14 protein-coding genes are annotated in these 20832 nt (G+C 38.6%); 6 read left to right on the top strand and 8 right to left on the bottom strand.

Going from position 1 to position 20832, the window contains the following annotated elements; translation table 11 throughout:
* Positions 1 to 91: 91 nt before the first annotated feature.
* Positions 92 to 2647, bottom strand: a complete 2556-nt coding sequence (locus tag F0919_RS10895) for an ATP-dependent Clp protease ATP-binding subunit (protein ID WP_150032769.1) — start codon at positions 2645 to 2647, stop codon at positions 92 to 94.
* 417 nt (positions 2648 to 3064) lie between these two features.
* Between F0919_RS10895 and F0919_RS10890 the strand changes: the two genes are divergently transcribed.
* Together F0919_RS10890 and F0919_RS10885 are read left to right on the top strand one after the other, a co-directional pair.
* The gene (locus F0919_RS10890; RefSeq protein WP_150032768.1) at positions 3065 to 3439 is read left to right on the top strand and encodes an STAS domain-containing protein; all 375 of its coding nucleotides are present in this window, start codon (positions 3065 to 3067) and stop codon (positions 3437 to 3439) included.
* 120 nt (positions 3440 to 3559) lie between these two features.
* Positions 3560 to 4471 (top strand): ribonuclease Z, encoded by a 912-nt coding sequence (locus tag F0919_RS10885; RefSeq protein ID WP_150032767.1) that lies wholly within the window; start codon positions 3560 to 3562, stop codon positions 4469 to 4471.
* 86 nt (positions 4472 to 4557) lie between these two features.
* On the opposite strand, the gene F0919_RS10880 is transcribed toward F0919_RS10885, so the two are convergent.
* From F0919_RS10880 to F0919_RS10860, 5 genes are all read right to left on the bottom strand, one after another.
* Entirely contained in the window at positions 4558 to 6978 is a 2421-nt protein-coding gene (locus F0919_RS10880; protein ID WP_150032766.1) for an outer membrane beta-barrel family protein, read from the bottom strand.
* Between the two features lie 218 nt (positions 6979 to 7196).
* Positions 7197 to 7757: an outer membrane beta-barrel protein gene (locus F0919_RS10875; protein ID WP_150032765.1), complete on the bottom strand. Its 561-nt coding sequence runs from the start codon at positions 7755 to 7757 to the stop codon at positions 7197 to 7199.
* Between the two features lie 9 nt (positions 7758 to 7766).
* The gene (locus F0919_RS10870) at positions 7767 to 9029 is read right to left on the bottom strand and encodes a glycerophosphodiester phosphodiesterase (protein ID WP_150032764.1); all 1263 of its coding nucleotides are present in this window, start codon (positions 9027 to 9029) and stop codon (positions 7767 to 7769) included.
* Positions 9030 to 9039: 10 nt separating this feature from the next.
* Positions 9040 to 9756 (bottom strand): hypothetical protein, encoded by a 717-nt coding sequence (locus tag F0919_RS10865; RefSeq protein WP_150032763.1) that lies wholly within the window; start codon positions 9754 to 9756, stop codon positions 9040 to 9042.
* An 85-nt stretch (positions 9757 to 9841) separates the two neighbouring features.
* Positions 9842 to 10732 (bottom strand): metallophosphoesterase family protein, encoded by an 891-nt coding sequence (locus F0919_RS10860; RefSeq protein ID WP_190277352.1) that lies wholly within the window; start codon positions 10730 to 10732, stop codon positions 9842 to 9844.
* A gap of 398 nt (positions 10733 to 11130) precedes the next feature.
* Between F0919_RS10860 and gcvP the strand changes: the two genes are divergently transcribed.
* Both gcvP and F0919_RS10850 read left to right on the top strand, forming a co-directional pair.
* On the top strand, positions 11131 to 14016 hold the full coding sequence (gene gcvP, locus F0919_RS10855; protein ID WP_150032761.1) for an aminomethyl-transferring glycine dehydrogenase: 2886 nt from the start codon (positions 11131 to 11133) through the stop codon (positions 14014 to 14016).
* Positions 14017 to 14206: 190 nt separating this feature from the next.
* On the top strand, positions 14207 to 16696 hold the full coding sequence (locus tag F0919_RS10850) for a reprolysin-like metallopeptidase (RefSeq protein WP_150032760.1): 2490 nt from the start codon (positions 14207 to 14209) through the stop codon (positions 16694 to 16696).
* 134 nt (positions 16697 to 16830) lie between these two features.
* Here F0919_RS10850 and aspS read toward each other — a convergent pair whose 3' ends face one another.
* Positions 16831 to 18633 carry an aspartate--tRNA ligase gene (gene aspS / locus F0919_RS10845; protein WP_150032759.1) on the bottom strand — a complete coding sequence of 601 codons (1803 nt, stop codon included), beginning with the start codon at positions 18631 to 18633 and terminating at the stop codon, positions 16831 to 16833.
* A 266-nt stretch (positions 18634 to 18899) separates the two neighbouring features.
* Between aspS and F0919_RS10840 the strand changes: the two genes are divergently transcribed.
* Together F0919_RS10840 and F0919_RS10835 are read left to right on the top strand one after the other, a co-directional pair.
* Complete coding sequence (locus tag F0919_RS10840) at positions 18900 to 19250, top strand: ArsR/SmtB family transcription factor (protein WP_150032758.1); 351 nt, start codon at positions 18900 to 18902, stop codon at positions 19248 to 19250.
* Positions 19228 to 19710: an SRPBCC family protein gene (locus F0919_RS10835; RefSeq protein WP_150032757.1), complete on the top strand. Its 483-nt coding sequence runs from the start codon at positions 19228 to 19230 to the stop codon at positions 19708 to 19710. Before F0919_RS10840 ends, F0919_RS10835 begins: the two co-directional genes overlap by 23 nt.
* Here F0919_RS10835 and F0919_RS10830 read toward each other — a convergent pair.
* On the bottom strand, positions 19697 to 20824 hold the full coding sequence (locus F0919_RS10830) for an acyltransferase family protein (RefSeq protein WP_190277351.1): 1128 nt from the start codon (positions 20822 to 20824) through the stop codon (positions 19697 to 19699). The genes F0919_RS10835 and F0919_RS10830 overlap by 14 nt on opposite strands.
* Positions 20825 to 20832: the final 8 nt, after the last annotated feature.

Genomic DNA, 20832 nt, shown 5'->3' with positions numbered 1-20832 from the left:
TTCGCACAGAAATCATTTGCACATTCAATAAAAATGAAAATCCCGATGGAATACACCATCGGGATTTTTTATTTTAATACAACTAAGTTTCTTAATCTTTAGTTTCTGTTTTTTCTTTTTTATCCTTGCCTTTTGAAACAGTGAACACAATCTTTTCTTGTGTTGCATCATAATCAGCAATGGCCTTGTCGCCTTCTTTGATATTATGACTTAATATTTCTTCGGCCAAAGGATCTTCAAGGTATTTCTGAATAGCTCTGTGAAGCGGACGTGCACCAAACTGTTGGTCATAGCCTTTTTCAGCAATAAACTTGCGGGCTTCTTCTGTCAATTCCAGACTAAAACCTAAGGTATTCATACGTTTCAAAACATCTTTCATAATGATGTCAATGATACTGTTGATATGCCCTGCCGTCAATTGGTTGAATACAATCACATCATCAATACGGTTCAGGAACTCAGGGCTGAAAGTACGTTTCAAAGCTTTTTCAATAACGCCTCTGCTGTTTTCTTCTGCATTGGAAGTCTTGGCTGCCGTTGCGAAACCAACACCATCACCAAAGTCTTTCAATTGGCGTGCACCAATGTTGGAAGTCATGATGATGATTGCATTTTTGAAATCAATTTTACGACCCAATCCATCTGTCAATTGCCCGTCATCCAATACTTGTAATAAAATATTGAAGATATCCGGATGCGCTTTTTCAATTTCATCCAAAAGGATAACAGAATATGGTTTACGACGCACTTTTTCAGTAAGCTGGCCACCTTCTTCATAACCTACATAACCCGGAGGCGCACCAATCAGACGACTTAAAGAAAATTTCTCCATGTATTCACTCATGTCCACACGAATCAAGGCATCTTCAGTATCAAACAGATAACGTGCCAATGATTTTGCCAACTCCGTTTTACCAACACCTGTTGGTCCAAGGAATATGAATGACCCGATAGGCTTTTTAGGATCTTTCAACCCTACCCTGTTACGCTGAATTGCTTTAACGGTTTTCATGATAGCATCATCCTGACCAACAACCATCGCTTTCAGGTCCTCACCCATACGGCGCAGTTTATCGCTTTCGGCTTCTACCATACGCATTACCGGTATGCCTGTCATCATACTTACTACTTCCGCAATATCTTCTTCATGAATCGGATAACGTTTGTGCTTCACTTCTTCTTCCCACTCGCCTTTTGCTTTTTCCAGTTCTTCACCCAGACGTTTTTCTTTGTCTCTCAAAGATGCAGCTTCTTCAAAACGCTGGCTTTTTACCACCTTGTTTTTCTCAAGCTTGATGTCTTCAATTTTCTTTTCCAGTTCCAGAATGTTCTTCGGAACATTGATATTCTTAAGATGCACACGGGCGCCCACTTCATCCATTACGTCAATTGCTTTATCGGGCAATAAACGATCTGTCATATAACGGTCGCTTAGTTTAACACAAGCTTCCACAGCATCTTTATCATAAGTTACATTGTGGAATTCTTCGTATTTGGGGCGGATGTTGTTTAAGATGGTAATAGCTTCTTCAACACTTGGCGGCTCTACCAATACTTTTTGGAAACGACGATCCAAAGCGCCGTCTTTCTCAATGTACTGACGATATTCATCTAAGGTAGAAGCACCGATACATTGCAATTCGCCACGTGAAAGCGCAGGTTTGAAAATATTGGAAGCATCCAGCGAACCGGAAGCCCCGCCCGCACCGACAATGGTATGAATTTCATCGATAAACAAGATTACGTCGCGGTTCTTTTCAAGCTCATTCATAATGGCTTTCATCCGTTCTTCAAATTGTCCGCGATATTTGGTACCTGCAACCAAAGCTGCAAGATCCAGACTTATAACGCGTTTGTCGAACAAAATACGCGAAACCTTACGTTGAACAATTCTCAAAGCCAAACCTTCTACGATGGCTGTTTTACCAACACCGGGTTCGCCTATAAGAATAGGATTGTTCTTTTTACGGCGCGATAAGATTTGAGAAACACGTTCAATTTCCTGTTCACGGCCAACAATTGGATCAAGATTACCCAATTCAGCCATGCGCGTAATGTCACGTCCGAAATTGTCAAGAACAGGTGTTTTGGATTTTGTGTTTCCGGCTGCGCCGCCTTGTCTCTGGCGTTGCTGATATTGACGACGTTCTTCGTCATCAAAATCTTCGCCACCCGGTTCATTTCCGGTGTATTCAGAACTTGGCGTATTGCCTTGCAGAATACTTAATTCACTTTTGAAGCGCTCATAATCAACATGAAATTGATTTAATATCTGAGCTGCCGGATTTTCTTTATTTTTCAAAATAGAGAGCATTAAATGTTCAGATTCAACAGTAGGACTCTTTAGAGATTTAGCTTCTAATACTGTGATTCGAATAACTTTTTCAGCCTGACGCGTTAAGGGTAAGCTATTAAGATTGGCAACCGATTTAGTGCCTTTATCTTTTATAACTACTTCTACTTCCTTCCTGAGATCAAACAAATCAATTTTTAAGTTTTGCAGAATCTGAATGGCAAGGCTTTCCCCTTCGCGAATGAGTCCAAGTAATAAATGTTCCGTTCCAATAAAGTCATTTCCTAAACGTAAAGCTTCTTCACGGCTGAAAGAAATGACCTCTTTTACTTTCGGTGAGAAATTAGAATCCATGTGGATATTTTCAGATTAATGTTTGCTTTCAAAGATAATTGAAATTCAACAGAAAAGGTTTGATTTTGTTGCCAATCTTTTCATGTTTTTTTTCGTCTTTAAAATAAAAGCTTTTGATAATTTTTATTCCGTCAATTGCTCAAGTCTGATGCTATTAAATTGAAAAGCAGTAAACTTAAACTATCTATGAACGTTGATTCAAAGGATTTTATTCTATAAATCAAAGATATTTCTATTTTCAGGCAAACGGTGATGAAATTTTAAATCGCTATTTAGATAAATTCGATAATCATTATCAGCATTCAACTTTTGGGCGGCATATTTGGTAGCTGTTGGAGTTTATATTTCCATATTTTAAGCTACATTTGAACCTTTTTAAAGAGTGGCAGTCATAATACCAATAATAATTACTATAAAATGGAATTCAAAATTGATACCAAACCTACTTATACTGTAATTACGCCGGAAACGGGTGATTTAAGTGTAAATTTGGCAGAGGAAATAAGACAAAAGGTGAAAGAAGCGACAGAAACGGACAGTCATAATTTCGTGATTGATTTGACAAATATCGAAAATATGGACATGGCGTCAGGCGATCATTTATTGGACTTGCATAATGAAGTTTACAACAACGGACGTTCTTTGGTTTTTACTTCAATGAAAGAAAGTATTATGAATACGATGAAGAAAGGACAATATCATTTAAGTCTGAATCTCGCACCTACCATGATTGAAGCAATTGATATCATAAGCATGGAAGTACTGGAAAGAGATTTATTGGGAGAAGCTTAGTAAATTCACAGCAATAAAAGTTTTAACTTTAGACAGACCTTATAGGTTTTAAACCCTATAAGGTCTTTTTTAAAATAAGAACGAGCCAATAACCAATTCAATCTCTGTTTAAGTAATTTTATGAATATCAAGCTAACCATTCTTGGAAATAATTCAGCCATTCCCGGAAATGACAGGCATCCTTCTGCACAGATAATTGATATTCATGACCAGCAATTTTTAGCAGACTGCGGCGAAGGCACGCAAATACAAATGCAACGCTACGGCATAAGGCGCAAGCGCATCAATTATATTTTCATCAGCCATCTGCATGGCGACCATTACTTTGGTTTGATAGGATTACTGACCAGTATGGGTTTGATGGGACGAATGAACCCTTTGTATTTATTTGGCCCGCCTGCATTGAAAGATATTATTGATTTGCACCTTTCTGTTGCAAATACAGTTTTGCCATTTGAAATTATATTCAAAGGATTAAAGGAAAACGAAGCGGAAATTCTGGTCGATACACCATATTTCAAAGTACAATCTTTCCCGACCGAACACCGCATTCCTTGTCACGGGTTTCTTTTTACGGCAAAGAATAACGGACGTAAAATAAATCCTGAAAAATGCCGTGAGTATGAGATTCCTTCAGCCTTTTACCGTTATTTAAAAGAAGGCGAGGACTACATAAGAAAAGACGGATTTGAGGTAAAAAATGAATGGGTAACAGAACCCGGCCCAAAGGAAAAGAAATATGCTTATTGTGCCGACACAAAATTCACTTTTTCGTTTCTGGAATATATAAAAGAAGCAGACGCCATTTACCATGAAAGCACTTACCTGCATGAATTGAAGGAACGCGCGGAAGAGCGTTTTCATACCACGGCACATCAGGCGGCTGAACTGGCTTTGAAAGCAAATGCAGGTCGTTTGTTCTTAGGACATTTTTCCTCTAAATACACCATCCTCGATGACTTTTATGAGGAAGCGACCAAAGTTTTTCCCAATACAGAAGTTTCGGTTGAAGGCATGAGCTATGAAATATAATAAATGGTTTTATTGCTAAATTATCTTATTGATTAATAATCAACCGTTATAACAATTACGCAATGAAACCATTTCACAATTAAAGGCTATTTAATCCTGCTTCCTTCACTATCCAAGGCCGTCTTGTGCTGACGTGCGGCTTTTATCTGATTGCTTCCGAATCTGTAAGAAAAATTCAACCGGACTATTCTTGACTCCCTGCTTTGGTTTATATTCAGATAAGTTCCGCCGTAATTGCTGATGGCCTGAAAACGTGCAGTATGTAATATATCTGAAACAGAAAGTTTAATACTTGCTTTCTCATCCCAGAAACGTTTCTGAATACCCATGTCAATAGCACCTACGGCCTTTCTTGTCCATGTTGCTTCCAGACCTTTACCACTATACCAACCACTTATTTCTGCTGTATAATTTTTGCCTAAACTAAATGTTTGCTGAATATAACCTCCAAAAGAAGGCGATTTAATACTGAGGCTAATACCATTATATGCACCTTCAATAACCTGATAATTATACCAGAAATTCACATAGCCATTCCACCATTTCCGTATAGGCAAAGGGCTGCTGATATTGAAACTGTAAATATTTTGAGAAGCTATGTTCTGCTTTTGCAAAAAGGTGGCATTGCCGTTGATTGTATCAGTAATAGTAACAGCGTAATCCCTGACATGAGCATAACCGATATTTGCATTGATCATAGATTTGAAAGTATAGCTCAATTCCAGATTGTTGGTGTACTGCGGTTTCAAAAAAGCGTTACCTTTTTCATAGGTTAATTGGTCCAGCTTATTTTCAAAAGGATTTAAATCCTGATAATCCGGCCTGTCAATTCTCCTGCTATAATTAAATCCGACAGTATTATTTTTATCCAGATTATAGGATACAGCGAGGCTGGGAAAGAGATTCAGATAATTTCGTTTTACATAATTATCGTCCTGAACCTGGCCGTCTGCTCTGGTAAGAATGCCTTCACTATTTGTTTGTTCCATTCGTAAGCCTGTCTGAAAACTCCATTTAGAAAAAGTGCTGTTATAATTTACATAGGCGGCATTTACGTTTTCTGTATAAACAAATTGATTACTCAAACTCAAATCTACAACAGGGTCTTTATGAGGATAATCATAAAACATAAAGGAATTATCGGTTTTCACATTCGCATATTTAGCACCATATCCTAATTTACCTTTCCACAATTTATGCTCAAAATCGAGTTTGGCAGTATAGATACTTATATTGGTCGGCGTATTATTTCCGTTTATTATCTCATACATTAAATCATGAGCGGGATTATAATAATGGTTGGGCTGATAACTTTCGCTTCTGCCGCGAAAAAGTCCGTAATCCGCATCAAACCCAATCGTAGTTTCATTTGTATCAGCATACCGGTAATTAATATTAAAATCTGCGTTCGTTCTGTTGCCAGGTACATTGTTGGAAGATTCCAGTCTTTTTGAGTATTGCTCGGATGATTGACCGTAGATATCTGTATAACCGTTACTGTTGAATGCACCATTTGAGTAATTAGAAGTGACGATGACACCAAATGTATTTTTAGCATTTGCAAAATAGTCAACACCGGCTTTCACATCTACACTTTTCCAATGGTTTTCCAGAGTTGTATGCTGATCATAAACCGTATCGTTTTGAACACGGTAAAGCCCCAACTTACTTTCGTGTTTATCAAGGTAGCTGCTGACATTACTGAATACATTTATCCGCTGATTGCGATAGTTCAGGCTAAAACCTGTATTTGCCTTAGGCGTCAGGCCCTGCGCATATCCCAATGCTATATTGCCATTGGTTCCAAACTTTTTATTCTTCTTAAGCCTGATATTTATAATTCCTGCATTTCCGCTCGCATCGTACTTAGAGCCGGGATTGGTTATAATCTCAATTGCTTCAATATCATTGCTTCCGATGCTCTTTAGATAAGCTGCAAGACTTTTGTCATCCAGCTGCGTCATTTTTCCATCAATGTAAATCTTTACACCGTTCCTGCCTTTAAGACTTATACTTTCGTCATTGTTTACCATCACGCCCGGACTTTTTTGCAATAACTCCAATGCATTGCTACCTGTAGCATTAATACTACCCTCCACATTGAAAACCACCTTATCGGCCCGCACATCAATTGTTGGTTTACGGGTGGTTATAACAACATCGTTAAGTTTTTTAGTTTCCGGTTCAAGTTGGATTGCAGCTTCACTCAAATCAATATTATTTAATATAAATATTGCGGTATATTTTGTTTGAAAGCCAATACTTGAATAACTCAGCACACAAGTATCATTTATTCCGGTTTCTATTTCATAAGTACCATTTACGTCCGTAATTGCGGCTTTATATAAACTGCTGTCCTTTGCATTTAGTAATGAAACTGTCACGCCTGGCAGTAATTCATCTTTATCATCTTTTACGACACCATGGATTTTATGTTGGTTTTGCGCACTTAAGCGAATAGATGTCATTAAAAGGCTAAAAGCGAATAATAATAATTTTGTTTTCATATATAGTGCTAAGTATTATTTTAAACATATTACAAAGCAAAGATAGGTACCTTGCAATATATAGTACTATATTTAACAAAATATTATGAAAATAAAAAGAGCCCTGATAATCAGGACTCTTTGAAAATATGTTGAGAATCAATGCAATATTTAAATTTCCGGAATGATTGCTTTTAAAATCAAAAGATTTGGTTTCTTTAAAAATAGATGGACATAAACTAAAGTCTGTAACTCAATATTATAGGCACAGCAATGTTCATATCTTCGGCTTTAGTTGAAAAATTAAACTTTAGCTCTGCTCCAAAGCTGAATTTTTTATTCAGTATTCTCTTATAACCCACAGCAAGGCTTCCATCGGCAAAAGAAAGTATTCTGTTATTCACCATGTTATCTCCGGCCTGAGCCCTATTGAAAAGAATGGAAGGACCAAAGCTGAAATTAGTGTAAAACCCTTTTGTCAGCCTCATTCCTATTACCAAATGAAAAGGTATTGCAGCCAAAGTTGCTTTGATATTTTCCGCTTTGTCATCTTCTGCTCTGTAATATTTATTATAACCTATTTCAACGCCTAAAGCCACCAGATATTTTGAATCCCACATAATACGGGCGAAAAAACTATAGTTCAAAGGTTTCACACCATCTCTGAAAGTGCGGATATTATTGAAATAATAATTGGGTCCGCCGGACACAGAAGCTGTGAATCTATGAGTTTGCTGTGCATTCAAATTAAAGAAAGCAGTCAGCAGCAACAAGATTAGGATGTATAGCTTTGATTTCATTCGTTATGTTTATTCCTGACTGTAAAATTGATAAGCTAAAATGGACGGATAGTTAGAAAGAATACCATCGTATTGACTTTTGGTAATAACATCACTTATGCCTGTTTCATCATCCAATGTCCAGGTAAAGATTTTTATATTATTGGCATGGGCATCTTCAGTATCATCGGTTAAAATACCCAATGTCCATCTTGGCCCGAATATCTTAGAACCTGCATTTTTAGCTTTTTCAAGACTTAATTCGCATAAAGATGGCAGTCCCTGATGATTGGGGAAAGCAAGAAATTTTTCATAAGCATCGTCGGTAGGTAACCCAAAGAAAATAAAAATGTTCCTGCCTTTTGAATTGGCATGAGCAATGGCCTTTTGGGCAACAGGGACTACTATATTGAAAAAATTATCTTTACCCCCGTCTTTGCAATCAAGCCATACATAATTGAGTTCTGTGGAGTCAATTGCAGTCATCAGCATATCCTCCATAGTTGGGATGGATTGTCCATCCACAAGTTTTATATAGGATTTCAAAAAGTCATAAGAATACTGGTCAATATTGCCGACTATCGGACTTTTCTGCGTAAGTCTTGTATTAATATCGGCATCATGATATATTACAGGAATATGGTCTTTTGTCAGCCTGATATCAATGTCAATACCTGTAGCACCAAGCTTTTCAGCAAATTTCACAAGGTTAATGGAATTCTCTGCATAAGGCAGGTTATCAGAATTGCGTCCTCCGCCTCTGTGTGCCAGCAACGCAAAATCGCGCGACAGTACGGAGTTGGAAAATGGCCTTGTAAAAGCCAATGATATTGAGCTTCCGTCAATCATACCATTCATAATTATGCCTTGACCGCTATGATTAAAAATAGAGATTGCACCTTCTTCCTTTGCTATAGTAAATTCAATCTGACCTTGTTCATTATTGATAGGCGACCGCCAGATTCCGGCCATCCTGAAGCTACTGTCGTTGGGATTAAACCCTACTTCCAGGTTAACATACTGTCCATCTTTTTCACTAAACAAGCACAATGTTCCGTGCTTCCATTTTGCCACAAATTTGCCGCCGAGCGGTGTATTGCCGTTTTGCATTTCATACACTCCTTCAAAATAAGTTTTCAGGCTGTCGGAAAAGGAAACAGTATTTTCAAGGTTGGCTTTGGAGAATGGAGGCAAAGGACTAAAATCGTCTTTAATGCAGGACGAAAAAGATAAAATGCAGGACAATAAAAACAGTTTCCCGGCAATTAAAATATAGTATTTCAATGAGTCCATGTAAAAAGTATTATAACTTAAACCCGATATTCAGTTCTGGTATGAAATATTTGCGGTGAATTGTATTAAAAGCAGGCCAGCCTAAAATATTGAACTTATCAAAATTGGCAATGAAACCGAAACTTACGGAATGTTTCCGTGTCAGTCTTTGTTCCACAAAAAGCCCGAATGAATAACCGTTGAACAGATATTTTATAAGATTATCCGTTTCGTAAGAACCAAGCGAAACCCTTGCACTGCTTATATAATCCAACTTTCCCTGAAGTGTCAATGCTATTTCCTTCCTGTTATACCCTATTCTGAAGCTGGGATAATGTTGTAGCAACCGTATTGTATTATCATATCCGTAAGTCCTTAAAAAGCCAAAATCCAATGCAGCCTGATATCCTAATCCAAATTGTACTTCATCAGAAAAAGAATGATTCCAGGAAAGCCCCAATCGAAGTTCATTAGCCACCACCAAAGTTTTAAAAGCACCGATCAGGGAAAAAGCTTCAGATAAGAAATAACCGGCCCGATATTCAATCATTGGTCCGCTGATGGATTGTTCCAGCCAATCTTTGGGAAGATAAATCTGTGCGAGGGTAATGGAATGGTCAAACTTTCCAGCTTTTTTGGGAGCGGGCAGGAACATGGATTCTTTCTGGATATCAAAGTCATAAGTTCCCTGAGCATCGGATGCCAGACTAAAAAACAATAATATTGGAAAAAGTAATTTCTGCAACATACAGGGGCTTGCTTTTTAGTCCTGAGTAACACAGCATTTTAGAAGCCGTTATGAGTCAACACTTTTCAAAGAAAATCGTTCAATATCATAAACTTAATTTTAGATTTAAAACATTGCTGAACCCTTTAAGGTCGTCATTGACCTCCCTGCAGATAATAATTAAGTGGTCTGTATTTCTTTTTACCATCAGATAATGGAATAAAGGATGGCAGTCATCATCTTCACATACAATACGGTTTGCTTTGGTGTTTAAAGGCTGACCAATGCCTCCGCCTCCGCCGATTACAAGAAAGGTTTTCCCTTCTATTTTAAAATGTTCGAAATTATGAGAATGGCCGCTCAGAAAGAGCTTGCATTTAGGCGTTTTCAAAAAGGATGTCACAAAAGCATCCTGTACTTTTTTGTTGCTTCCAACTACTTTACTGTTTGAATAAGGCGAATGATGGCAGGCGACAATAATTGCCTTGACCGAATCATTTTCATTTAATGCGGCTAATGTCTTTTTATAATAATCCTTTTGCTTGGCCTGTTCATCAACGGTGAGTTTTGAAAAATTAGAATTCATCAAAAGCACTGCCACAGAATCTCTTATAACATAATAACCTGTCTTGCTATGCTCCGGAAACCGCTTTTGGAAAGCTGCAATACCAATTCGTCCGTTATAAATGTATTCATGGTTACCAAGACAAGCCCAGACATTGCCTTTATAGCTTCTGATGCTATCCAGAAATAAATCAATCTTTTTCCATCTTTTTGGTTTTGAACCTGCAGCTACGACATCACCTAACAAAAAAACATTCTGCGGCCGCTTTTGAAGGATATCATCAAAAATCATTTTGGTGGCAACTGCATTAAACGGTGTGCGATGAATGATGGTTTCAGCAAACAAAGGCGCTTGCGTATCACTGACGAAAATCAGTGTGTCGTTTTGAGATACTGAACTATCTGTTTTCGCAAAAACTTTTATTGAATGCATACAAATCAATATCAATGCAAATGATACGAAAACAATATTTCCTGTCAGAAACTGTTTTTGTCGGCCAATATGATATGTTTTCAATAATTTCATCTCTTTACTCTATCTTTTCTTTATCTATATCTTCTGTAACATCTATTCCACCCTAATTGTTTTCAATTATATAGTTAGGCGTAAGCATTAAATGCCCACCAACCGAAAATACTATTATCAATAATCAATTTGTGGTTCATATAAAATAGTCAGGTTAGACTTTAAAAATAGACAAAAGCTTAATATTATAAGAGGAGTAAAATGCGCTATATATAAATCCTATTCGCACTTAAACCTGCAATGAACATTATTACCTGAATTATTCCTAATTTTGCGCATTCTTTTCATTTTTCTATTTATTTTCTATGAATCTTTTTGCTCAATTGCAGCACGAATTTACGCAACGCCATATTGGTCCTGATGCGCAGGAAACCCGCGAAATGCTTGACACCATTGGCATTGACAGTATTGATGAATTGATTAACAAAACAGTGCCGACGGCCATTCGCCTGCCAAAGCCTTTGAATCTGCCTGCTGCTGTAAGCGAAGCGGAATACCTTCGTCAGATCAAAAATGTTTCTTTAGGAAATAAAGTATCCAAAACTTACATCGGACAAGGTTATTATGATACACATACACCAAGTGTTATCCTTCGTAACATTTTTGAAAATCCGGGTTGGTACACACAATACACGCCTTACCAGGCTGAGATAGCACAAGGCCGTCTGGAAAGTTTATTGAACTTCCAGACTGTAGTGAGCGATTTAACAGCTTTGCCGATTGCAAATGCTTCTCTTCTGGATGAAGCTACTGCTGCAGCGGAAGCTATGGCTATGTTCTTCCACATGCTGAACAAAGGCGATAAGTTAGAACGTCCGAAATTGTTTATAGATAACGAAATGTTCCCTCAGACCAAAGACGTTGTCGTAACACGTGCTACTCCATTAGGAATAGAAATCGTTTTCGGTGATTATAAAGCGGCTGAAATCGACGGAACTTATTTCGGTGCGTTGATTCAATATCCAAACGATAAAGGTTCTGTAGAAGATTACAGAAGTTTCATCGAAAAAGTACATACTGCAGGTGCTTACGTTGGTATGGCTACTGATTTACTGGCATTGACTTTATTAACGCCTCCTGGCGAATTAGGTGCTGATGCTGCATTTGGCGTAGCACAGCGTTTTGGCGTTCCGTTAGGATTTGGTGGCCCACATGCTGCTTTCTTCTCTTGTAAAGATGAATTCAAACGTAATATCCCGGGTCGTATCATTGGTATCAGCGTTGATTCCAATGGCAACCGTGCCTTACGTATGGCTTTGCAAACCCGCGAGCAACATATCAAACGCGAAAAAGCTACTTCCAATATCTGTACGGCTCAGGCCTTGTTAGCCAATATGGCTGCGATGTATGCTGTATTCCACGGTCCTGAAGGATTGAAAAATATTGCATTAAGAGTGCACGCTTTAGCTCAAACTTTAGCAAATGCATTGACAGATGGAGGACAAACATTAGTTTCTACTTCTTTCTTCGATACAGTTGTTATCAAAGCAAATAATGTAGAGGCTATCCGTGAGAAGGCTTTGGCAAACAATATCAACTTCCGTTATTTTCCTGAAGGATTGATCGGTATTTCTATTGATGAAACCACCAACTTTGAGGATCTTGCAGATATTATCAATACAGTGAATTTAGTTGAAGGCGCTGTTGGTTACAATGTAGACGAAGAACATTTATTGAATGATATTCCTGCTGATTTGGTTCGTACTTCAACTTATCTGACACATTCCGTTTTCAATTCCCATCACAGCGAAACGCAAATGATGCGTTATATCAAATTTTTGGAAAACAAAGATTTGAGCCTGAACACTTCCATGATTTCTTTGGGAAGCTGTACGATGAAATTGAATGCAGCTACGGAAATGATGCCGTTAAGCTGGGCGCATTGGAGCAAAATCCATCCGTTCACACCTGTTGATCAGGCTAAAGGTTATATGCAGATTGTAAAAGAACTGGAAATATACCTGAGCGAGATCACTGGTTTTGATGCCTGCAGCCTACAGCCAAACAGTGGAGCTTCCGGTGAATACGCAGGTTTGCTTGCTATTAAAGGTTACCACGAAAGTCGTGGCGACCATGACCGCAATGTTATCCTTATCCCGATTTCTGCACATGGCACCAATCCTGCGTCTGCAGTGATGGTGGGTTACAAGGTAGTGGTAGTAAAAGCTTTGGAAAACGGTAATATCGACGTTGCGGATATGAAAGCGAAAGCGGAACAATACGCTGCAAACCTTGCAGGTGTAATGATTACCTATCCTTCCACTTATGGTATCTACGAAGAAAGCGTAAAAGACATTATCGATATCATCCACACTAACGGCGGACAGGTTTATATGGATGGCGCGAATATGAATGCGCAGGTTGGACTGACTGCTCCGGGTTATATCGGCGCCGATGTCTGTCACCTGAACTTACACAAAACTTTCGCAATTCCACACGGTGGCGGTGGCCCCGGAATGGGACCAATTTGTGTGAAATCGCATTTACAACCTTACTTACCTGGTCACGTTTTCGGACATGATACATCCAATAATAACAACTGGCAACATGGTGTTTCCGCATCTCCTTACGGTTCTGCTTCTATTTTGCTGATTAGTTATGCTTACATCCGTTTACTTGGACCTGATGGTTGTAAAAAAGCAACTGAATATGCTATTTTGAATGCCAACTATATGAAAGCGCGTTTACAAAACGATTATCCGATTTTGTATTCCGGTTCAAACGGTACTTGTGCACACGAATTCATCGTTGATTTGCGTCCATTTAAAAAAACTGCTGAAATCGAAGCGGAAGATATCGCTAAACGCTTGCAGGATTATGGTTTCCACGCACCAACCATGAGTTTCCCAGTGGCAGGAACCATTATGATTGAACCTACAGAAAGTGAGGACAAGTCAGAATTGGATCGTTTCTGCGAAGCTTTATTGGCAATCAGAGAAGAAATAAAGGCTATTGAAAATGGCGAGGCTGATAAAAAAGAAAATCCGTTGAAGCATGCGCCGCATACACAAGCAGTAGTTATTTCATCTGACTGGAACCGTCCTTATAGCAGAGAAACTGCAGCATTCCCGTTACATTACGTTATGTCAAACAAGTTCTGGCCTTCCATCGGAAGAGTTAATAATACAGTTGGCGACCGTAATCTGATTTGTACTTGTGAGCCAACAGAAGCTTACATGCAGGAAGCATAATTATTAATATTTCTTTGATTTCCGGCAAATCAAAAACATACTTAAAGAGTCGATTTATTCAAATCGGCTCTTTTTTATTTATAGCCTTTCCTATCCATTATTAAAAACAAAAAGTTATCATAAAGCATCAAAATACTATATACTTAATCAACGCTTTTTTCTACTTTACAGATAATTAAAATAGCGTCCTATGAACAAAAAAATTACAATCCTTTTATTGCTTTCAATATGCCTGCCGTGGCTGGGCAGTGCACAAAGCAATATCCATATTTCAGCATGGGAAAATGTGCCGGACGGCCTGGTAACACAATCCGGTAAAAGAAATATCATACCATTAAAATACAAAACGTATTATCAGCATACAAACTCTTTGCAATCAGAGTTGAAAGAAGTATCTACCGATTATGATCAGGCAAAAGTGATGGATCTGCCTATGCCGGATGGCAATGTAATGACATTCAGAATATGGCAGACTCCTATGATGGAACCTGCACTGGCAGCAAAATATGAAACAATAAAGACCTTTACGGCTGAGGCTGTCGGCAACCATAATATCACTGCGAAAATTGACATTTCTTCTTCAGGCTTTCATGCTATGGTATTTAATGGCAGCGAAACTTATTTTATTGATCCGTATAGCGATGAAGACAACAACTATTATATCTGTTATTATAAAACAGATGTTCAAAGAATTGGAAGCTTCAGTTGCAATGTTCTTGATAATATTACCAGTGATTTAAATAATGAAAGCGGTATTGCTACCGGCAACAAAACACATGGCACACAAAGAAGAACTTACAGATTAGCGCTTGCCTGTACTTATGAATATTCGGTTGCCGTTGGTGGTGCTACACCTACCAAAGCCAGTGTTCTTGCACAAATGGTTCTAATTATGAATAGAGTGAACGGTGTGTATGAAAGAGAGCTTGCAAGCACAATGACACTTGTAGCAAATACAGATACTTTAATATTTTTAACAGCAGCAGATCCTTACACCAATGACGACGGCAGTGCAATGCTTACAGAGAATATTAATACTGTAAATGCCAGAGTCGGAGCAGGCAATTTTGATATAGGCCATGTATTCAGTACCGGTGGTGGCGGTGTGGCTTATCTGGGTGTATTGTGCAATAACACTTATAAGGGTGGCGGCGTAACAGGTTTGCCGAATCCTGTGGGCGATGCTTTTGCTATTGATTATGTAGCGCATGAAATGGGCCACCAGTTTGGCTCCGATCATACTTTCAATGATTGTGGTGGTAATGAAGCTTCAACAATGGCTTTCGAGCCGGGCAGCGGCTCTACAATTATGGCCTATGCCGGTATTTGCGGTTCGCAGGATTTACAAAGCCATAGCGATGCTTATTTTCATGCGGTAAGCTTAAGGAATATTATCACACACATTACCGGCAGTGGCGGCACTTGCGCTGTAATTACTGCAACACCAAATGTTCCCAATAGTTTTCCTGATTTTACAAATACTTATGCCATCCCAAACTGGACACCTTTTGAACTGGTTGCTCCGGCTGTAACAGATGCTACGCAAGACACTTTGTTGTATTGCTGGGAAGAATGGGACCTGGGCGGTGTAACTTTACCCTGGGATGCTAATAACAATACGATGCCTTTCTTCCGTTCGTTCAGCCCTGCTTTTTCCGGCACGAGGGTTTTTCCTACAATGAATAATGTGCTTGCAAGAATTTACAGTTATAAGGGTGAGCGATTGCCTTATGCTGCAAGAACATTGAAATTTATTCTGACTGTACGCGATATCTATCAGGGTTATGGCGACATCAATTCGTCGTTCGATACTGATACGATTACTATAAATACCTCTGCCATTGCAGGAAGTACAGATACATTTAAAGTAACATCTCAGGCTGCAGCTGTAAACTGGGATCCCAATTCAAATCAAACGGTGACCTGGAATGTCGGAACGACAGCATCAAGCCCCATTAGTGCAAGTACGGTAAATATTTACCTTTCCATTGACAGCGCCAAAACATTCCCTTATCTGATAGCATCAGCGGTTCCTAACAATGGAAGTGCGACAGTACATATTCCTTCCGGTGTGCCGCCAAGTACAAAGGCGCGTATAAAAGTAAAGGGAAACAACAATATTTTCTTTCAGGTTAACAGGGCAAATATTACTATTACCAATACACCGTTACCTATTACACTTGCATCCTTTAAGGCATCCAAAAATGACTGTGACATTATTTTAAACTGGAGCATGGATAGCAAGGATAACTCTGGCATTATCCTGGAAAGAAGTTCGGATGGTGAGCAATTTGAACGGATTGCAGATATTCCGAAACAAAGCGGAAACGAATACAATTATCATGACAAGGGATTAAAAACAGGTACTTATCAATACAGATTAGTTATCAAACAGCATGATAACAGTATTCTATATAGCAGTGTGCTATCATTGAATATGGTTTGCAACAGAAATAATGCAGTTATTCTTTCGCCAAACCCTGCAAAGGATTACCTGAAAATTCAGACTACCGAAACTTTAAAAGAGATAAGCATTTATACGACTTCCGGCCAGAAGATTGAAACATTGACAATGCCTCAAAGCGTTGTAAATATCAGCCATCTTTCAGCAGGTCTTTATTTTATTCATATTATGGATATAAACGGCAGCATGCAGGTTTTGAAGTTTATTAAAGAATAAAGGCTATTAAATTTAGTAAAACGAAAATGCCATTCAGCTAAAATGAAATACTCAGCTGAATGGCATTTTCAATAAAAACGGACTGTAATATATCTCTGGCAAATGAATAACAACCAACGGTGGTAAAGTGCTGTTTATTTCAAAGCCAGTTTCAACTCATCCAACTGCGTCGGATTTACGGCTGAAGGCGCATCAATCATCACATCCCGGCCTGAATTGTTTTTAGGGAACGCGATATAATCCCTGATGGTTTCATCGCCGCCCAGTAATGCACACAAACGGTCGAAACCTAAAGCAAGACCACCATGCGGCGGCGCGCCATATTCAAATGCGCCTAACAAGAAACCGAATTTCTCCTGAGCTTCGTGTTCATTAATTCCAAGGGCTTCAAACATCTGCAATTGTAAATCGCGTTGATGAATACGAATGGAGCCACCACCGATTTCTGTACCATTCAATACCAAGTCATAGGCATTCGCCATAATATAAGGATACTTGGCTTTATCTTTCATCCATTCAATCTGGTCGGGCTTCGGCGATGTGAAAGGATGGTGCCTTGCTACCCAACGCCCTGCACCGCCGCCATCATCATTGTTTTCTGCAAACTCAAGTAATGGGAAATCGATAACCCACAAAGGTTTGTACTCATTCCTGTTTCTGAAACCTAAACGGTTACCCATTTCCAGACGCAATTCGCTCATCGCTTTACGGGTACGTTCTGCTGGGCCTGTTAATATCAATATCAAGTCACCGGGCTGCGCATTTGCTTTTTCAGCCCATTGCTTCAATCTTTCTTCATTATAAAATTTATCGACAGAGCTTTTCAAAGTGCCGTCAGCATTGCATTTGACATACATCATGCCGGTCATACCAATTTGCGGGCGCTTTACCCATTCTGTCAATTCATCCAATTGCTTACGTGTATATTCGCTGCAACCTGGCGCTGCAATAGCTACCACAAATTCAGCATCATCCATTACTTTGAAATCTGCACCGCCAACAAGATTTACTTCTTCGTCGCTTTCAATCAGCACACCTTTTGGGGCTTTCAATTCCACCAATTCCATGCCGAAACGAATATCCGGCTTATCATTACCATAACGTTTCATTGCCTGCGCCCATGTCATGCGTGGAAACGCTTCGTTAAAAGTCATGCCTTTTACTTCCTGAAACACATGTCTGGTAAGGCCTTCGAACATATTCAATATATCTTCCTGTTCCACAAAAGCCATTTCGCAGTCGAGTTGTGTAAATTCGGGCTGACGATCGGCGCGCAAATCTTCATCCCTGAAGCATTTTACGATTTGATAGTAACGATCGTAACCGCTCACCATCAGCAGTTGCTTAAATGTTTGCGGGCTTTGCGGCAAAGCATAAAACTCACCTTCGTTCATACGTGACGGTACAATGAAATCGCGTGCGCCTTCTGGGGTGGACTTGATAAGGAATGGTGTTTCAATATCATAAAAACCTTTTGAATCCATGTAAGTACGCACCGAACGGTTTACCCTGTAACGCAGTTCCAGATTGCGTTGCAACGTTGGACGGCGTAAATCGAGATAACGGTATTTCATACGCAGCTCTTCTCCCCCATCGGTTTCTTCCTCAATAGTAAAAGGCGGAACAGCAGATTTATTAAGGACTTTATATTCCGTAATTTCTATTTCAATATCACCCGTTGCAAGCTTCGGGTTCTTGTTACTGCGTTCAATAACTTTACCTGTCGCCTGTATCACAAATTCACGGCCCAAAGGATTTGCATCCAATTGCTGTGTCAGGGTTTCATTGAAATATAATTGCGTAATACCATAACGATCTCGTACATCTACAAAAGCTATACTTCCAAATTTACGTTGAATCTGAACCCAGCCTGCAAGGGTTACATTAGTATTGACATTTTCGATGCGGAGCTCTCCACAGTTGTGTGTACGGTACATTTAATTGAAGATTTTAGATTTCAGATGTCAGATGTCAGACTCTGTAAATAACGTCCTGAGCTTAAAGCCAACAACCAAAAATCAGTCATGAAATTTCGGCTGCGAAGATAATGAATTGAGGAGGATTATTGGTTGTAATAAGGTTGATTTCTTAATCTTCCAAAAAATTTAAAAAAATAATTTTGCGTAACCGAATAGTTACACTTATATTTGTAACCGAATGGTTACACTATTTAAATAAATACCATTCTAAAACAAGAGAAATCATGAGAAGAGATGTATTCCAGGCTATTGCAGATCCGACAAGAAGAGATATTCTGAATCTTTTATCGACCCAGACATTAAATCTTAATTCAGTTGCAGAAAAGTTTGACATAAGCAGACCGGCAGTATCAAAACACATTAAAATATTAACAGAGTGCGGGCTTATCATTATTAAACAGGAAGGCCGCGAAAGATTTTGCGAGGCTAAATTGGAGGGGTTAAATGAAGTCTCACATTGGATAGAGCAATACAGGCAGTTCTGGGAAAGCAAATTAGACAGCCTTGAAAATTATTTAAACAAAATACAATCATCTGCTAAAAACAATAAAAATGGAAAACACAACAAAAAATGATTCGCAAAAAGGCCGCGAAATATTCGTTGAACGCACGTTTAATGCACCTGTTGAATTGGTATGGGAAGTATTTACCAAACCGGAACATATAAAAGAATGGTGGGGGCCGAATGGCTTTACAAACACTATAGAAAAAATGGATGTAAAACCTGAAGGTCAATGGAAATTTGTAATGCACGGTCCGGATGGCGAAGACTTTGAAAACCTGAACGTTTATAAAGAAATAGAGCAATACAAAAAAATTGTGATGGAACATGTAGGCTGGCCCAACCATCTTTATACTATCACTTTTACGGCACAGGGTGATAAAACACATGTACATTGGCACATGTTATTTGAGTCTAAAGAGCTTCTTGAGAAATTGGCACGAACACATGGCGTAGATAAAGGACTGGAACAAAATATGGAAAAGCTTGGACGTTATTTATCAGAAAACATTCAAACCATTATTTCTGAATAGCATATTTGTCACGCTTCTTCATCAATGGATTTTCAAAATACCTGTAAAGCAGAAAGGATAATAAAAGTACTATTGTCCAATAAGAAATGTAAACGAAAAACAGCAGAAGCGGATTTTCTATTTTCATTTGGTAAAAGAAAGGGATATACACGAGTGAATAGTGCACCAGATAAATGGAATAAGAGATCCTGCTTACAAATTGAATTACATTTTTAAATGAAGCATTGGATATTGAAGCTATGGAATTTGCATAAGGCAGCAATAAAGAAAAATTGATCGGTAAAATCAAATATAAAAATGCATCGCTAAAGAATTTCAATGTTGGGTTGTCAGTATTGCAAACAGCCAGCCCTTCATTCGAGATGAGATAGTAAATACAAATGGTTCCGATGATGCCAATGGCGAAAAGCTGCTTTCTTATACGGTTTATAACTGGCCTTTTGAAATAAACAAAATATGCAATCATTACGCCATAAGCCAATGCATCCAGACGAAGAAAAACAACTTTTCGGATTCCGGCATCCTGATCCGGGCCATTGATGGGATGAAATGCATTGAAGAAACGAAGCAATACAAAAACAGTTATAAAGGCAACAAGTATCTTAAAAAGAAAGCGTTGTTTATTTACAGGTTTAAAAACAAGGTAAGGTATATAAATGCTGAATGGAAGCAATAAATAAAACCATTCTTCCACCGCAAGGCTCCAGGCTTCGCCAAAGAAAAAGGGAGGGTGCGGATACCAGAGATTCTGGGCAAAAATATAGAACAGAAATTTATAAGATTCCACACTGCCTATAGAAAGCAAGGCATAGAGGAGAATATCTACCGTTAAAATCAGCCAGTAATTGGGCAAGGTCCTGAACCATCTCCTGATTAGAAAAACACGGATATCGCTGACGCTGAATTGCGGGCTTTCTACAAATGTTTTAATAAGAATGGTACCGATAAGGAAACCACTTAAAACAAAAAATAATTCAACGCCTAAAGCGCCCAGTGGCTGAGTAAATTTGAAAAAATTTTCTACCAAAAAACCAACAAAAGGGATGGATTTCAATGGCAGCAAAAACTCAAATGTATGAGAGAAAACAACGGATAGTATAGCAATAGCTCTCAATAGGTCAA

This window comes from Taibaiella lutea, from assembly GCF_008629695.1.
Taxonomy (GTDB): Bacteria; Bacteroidota; Bacteroidia; order Chitinophagales; family Chitinophagaceae; genus Taibaiella; species Taibaiella lutea.
The sequence above is the reverse complement of the archived record's forward strand: the minus strand, read 5'-3'. Positions and strand labels throughout refer to the sequence as shown.

Coding starts and splice junctions, on each gene's coding strand:
- F0919_RS10895 (WP_150032769.1), bottom strand. CDS start 2,647: ATGGATTCTAATTTCTCACCGAAAGTAAAAGAGGTCATTTCTTTCAGC.
- F0919_RS10890 (WP_150032768.1), top strand. CDS start 3,065: ATGGAATTCAAAATTGATACCAAACCTACTTATACTGTAATTACGCCG.
- F0919_RS10885 (WP_150032767.1), top strand. CDS start 3,560: ATGAATATCAAGCTAACCATTCTTGGAAATAATTCAGCCATTCCCGGA.
- F0919_RS10880 (WP_150032766.1), bottom strand. CDS start 6,978: ATGAAAACAAAATTATTATTATTCGCTTTTAGCCTTTTAATGACATCT.
- F0919_RS10875 (WP_150032765.1), bottom strand. CDS start 7,757: ATGAAATCAAAGCTATACATCCTAATCTTGTTGCTGCTGACTGCTTTC.
- F0919_RS10870 (WP_150032764.1), bottom strand. CDS start 9,029: ATGGACTCATTGAAATACTATATTTTAATTGCCGGGAAACTGTTTTTA.
- F0919_RS10865 (WP_150032763.1), bottom strand. CDS start 9,756: ATGTTGCAGAAATTACTTTTTCCAATATTATTGTTTTTTAGTCTGGCA.
- F0919_RS10860 (WP_190277352.1), bottom strand. CDS start 10,732: ATGCATTCAATAAAAGTTTTTGCGAAAACAGATAGTTCAGTATCTCAA.
- gcvP (WP_150032761.1), top strand. CDS start 11,131: ATGAATCTTTTTGCTCAATTGCAGCACGAATTTACGCAACGCCATATT.
- F0919_RS10850 (WP_150032760.1), top strand. CDS start 14,207: ATGAACAAAAAAATTACAATCCTTTTATTGCTTTCAATATGCCTGCCG.
- aspS (WP_150032759.1), bottom strand. CDS start 18,633: ATGTACCGTACACACAACTGTGGAGAGCTCCGCATCGAAAATGTCAAT.
- F0919_RS10840 (WP_150032758.1), top strand. CDS start 18,900: ATGAGAAGAGATGTATTCCAGGCTATTGCAGATCCGACAAGAAGAGAT.
- F0919_RS10835 (WP_150032757.1), top strand. CDS start 19,228: ATGGAAAACACAACAAAAAATGATTCGCAAAAAGGCCGCGAAATATTC.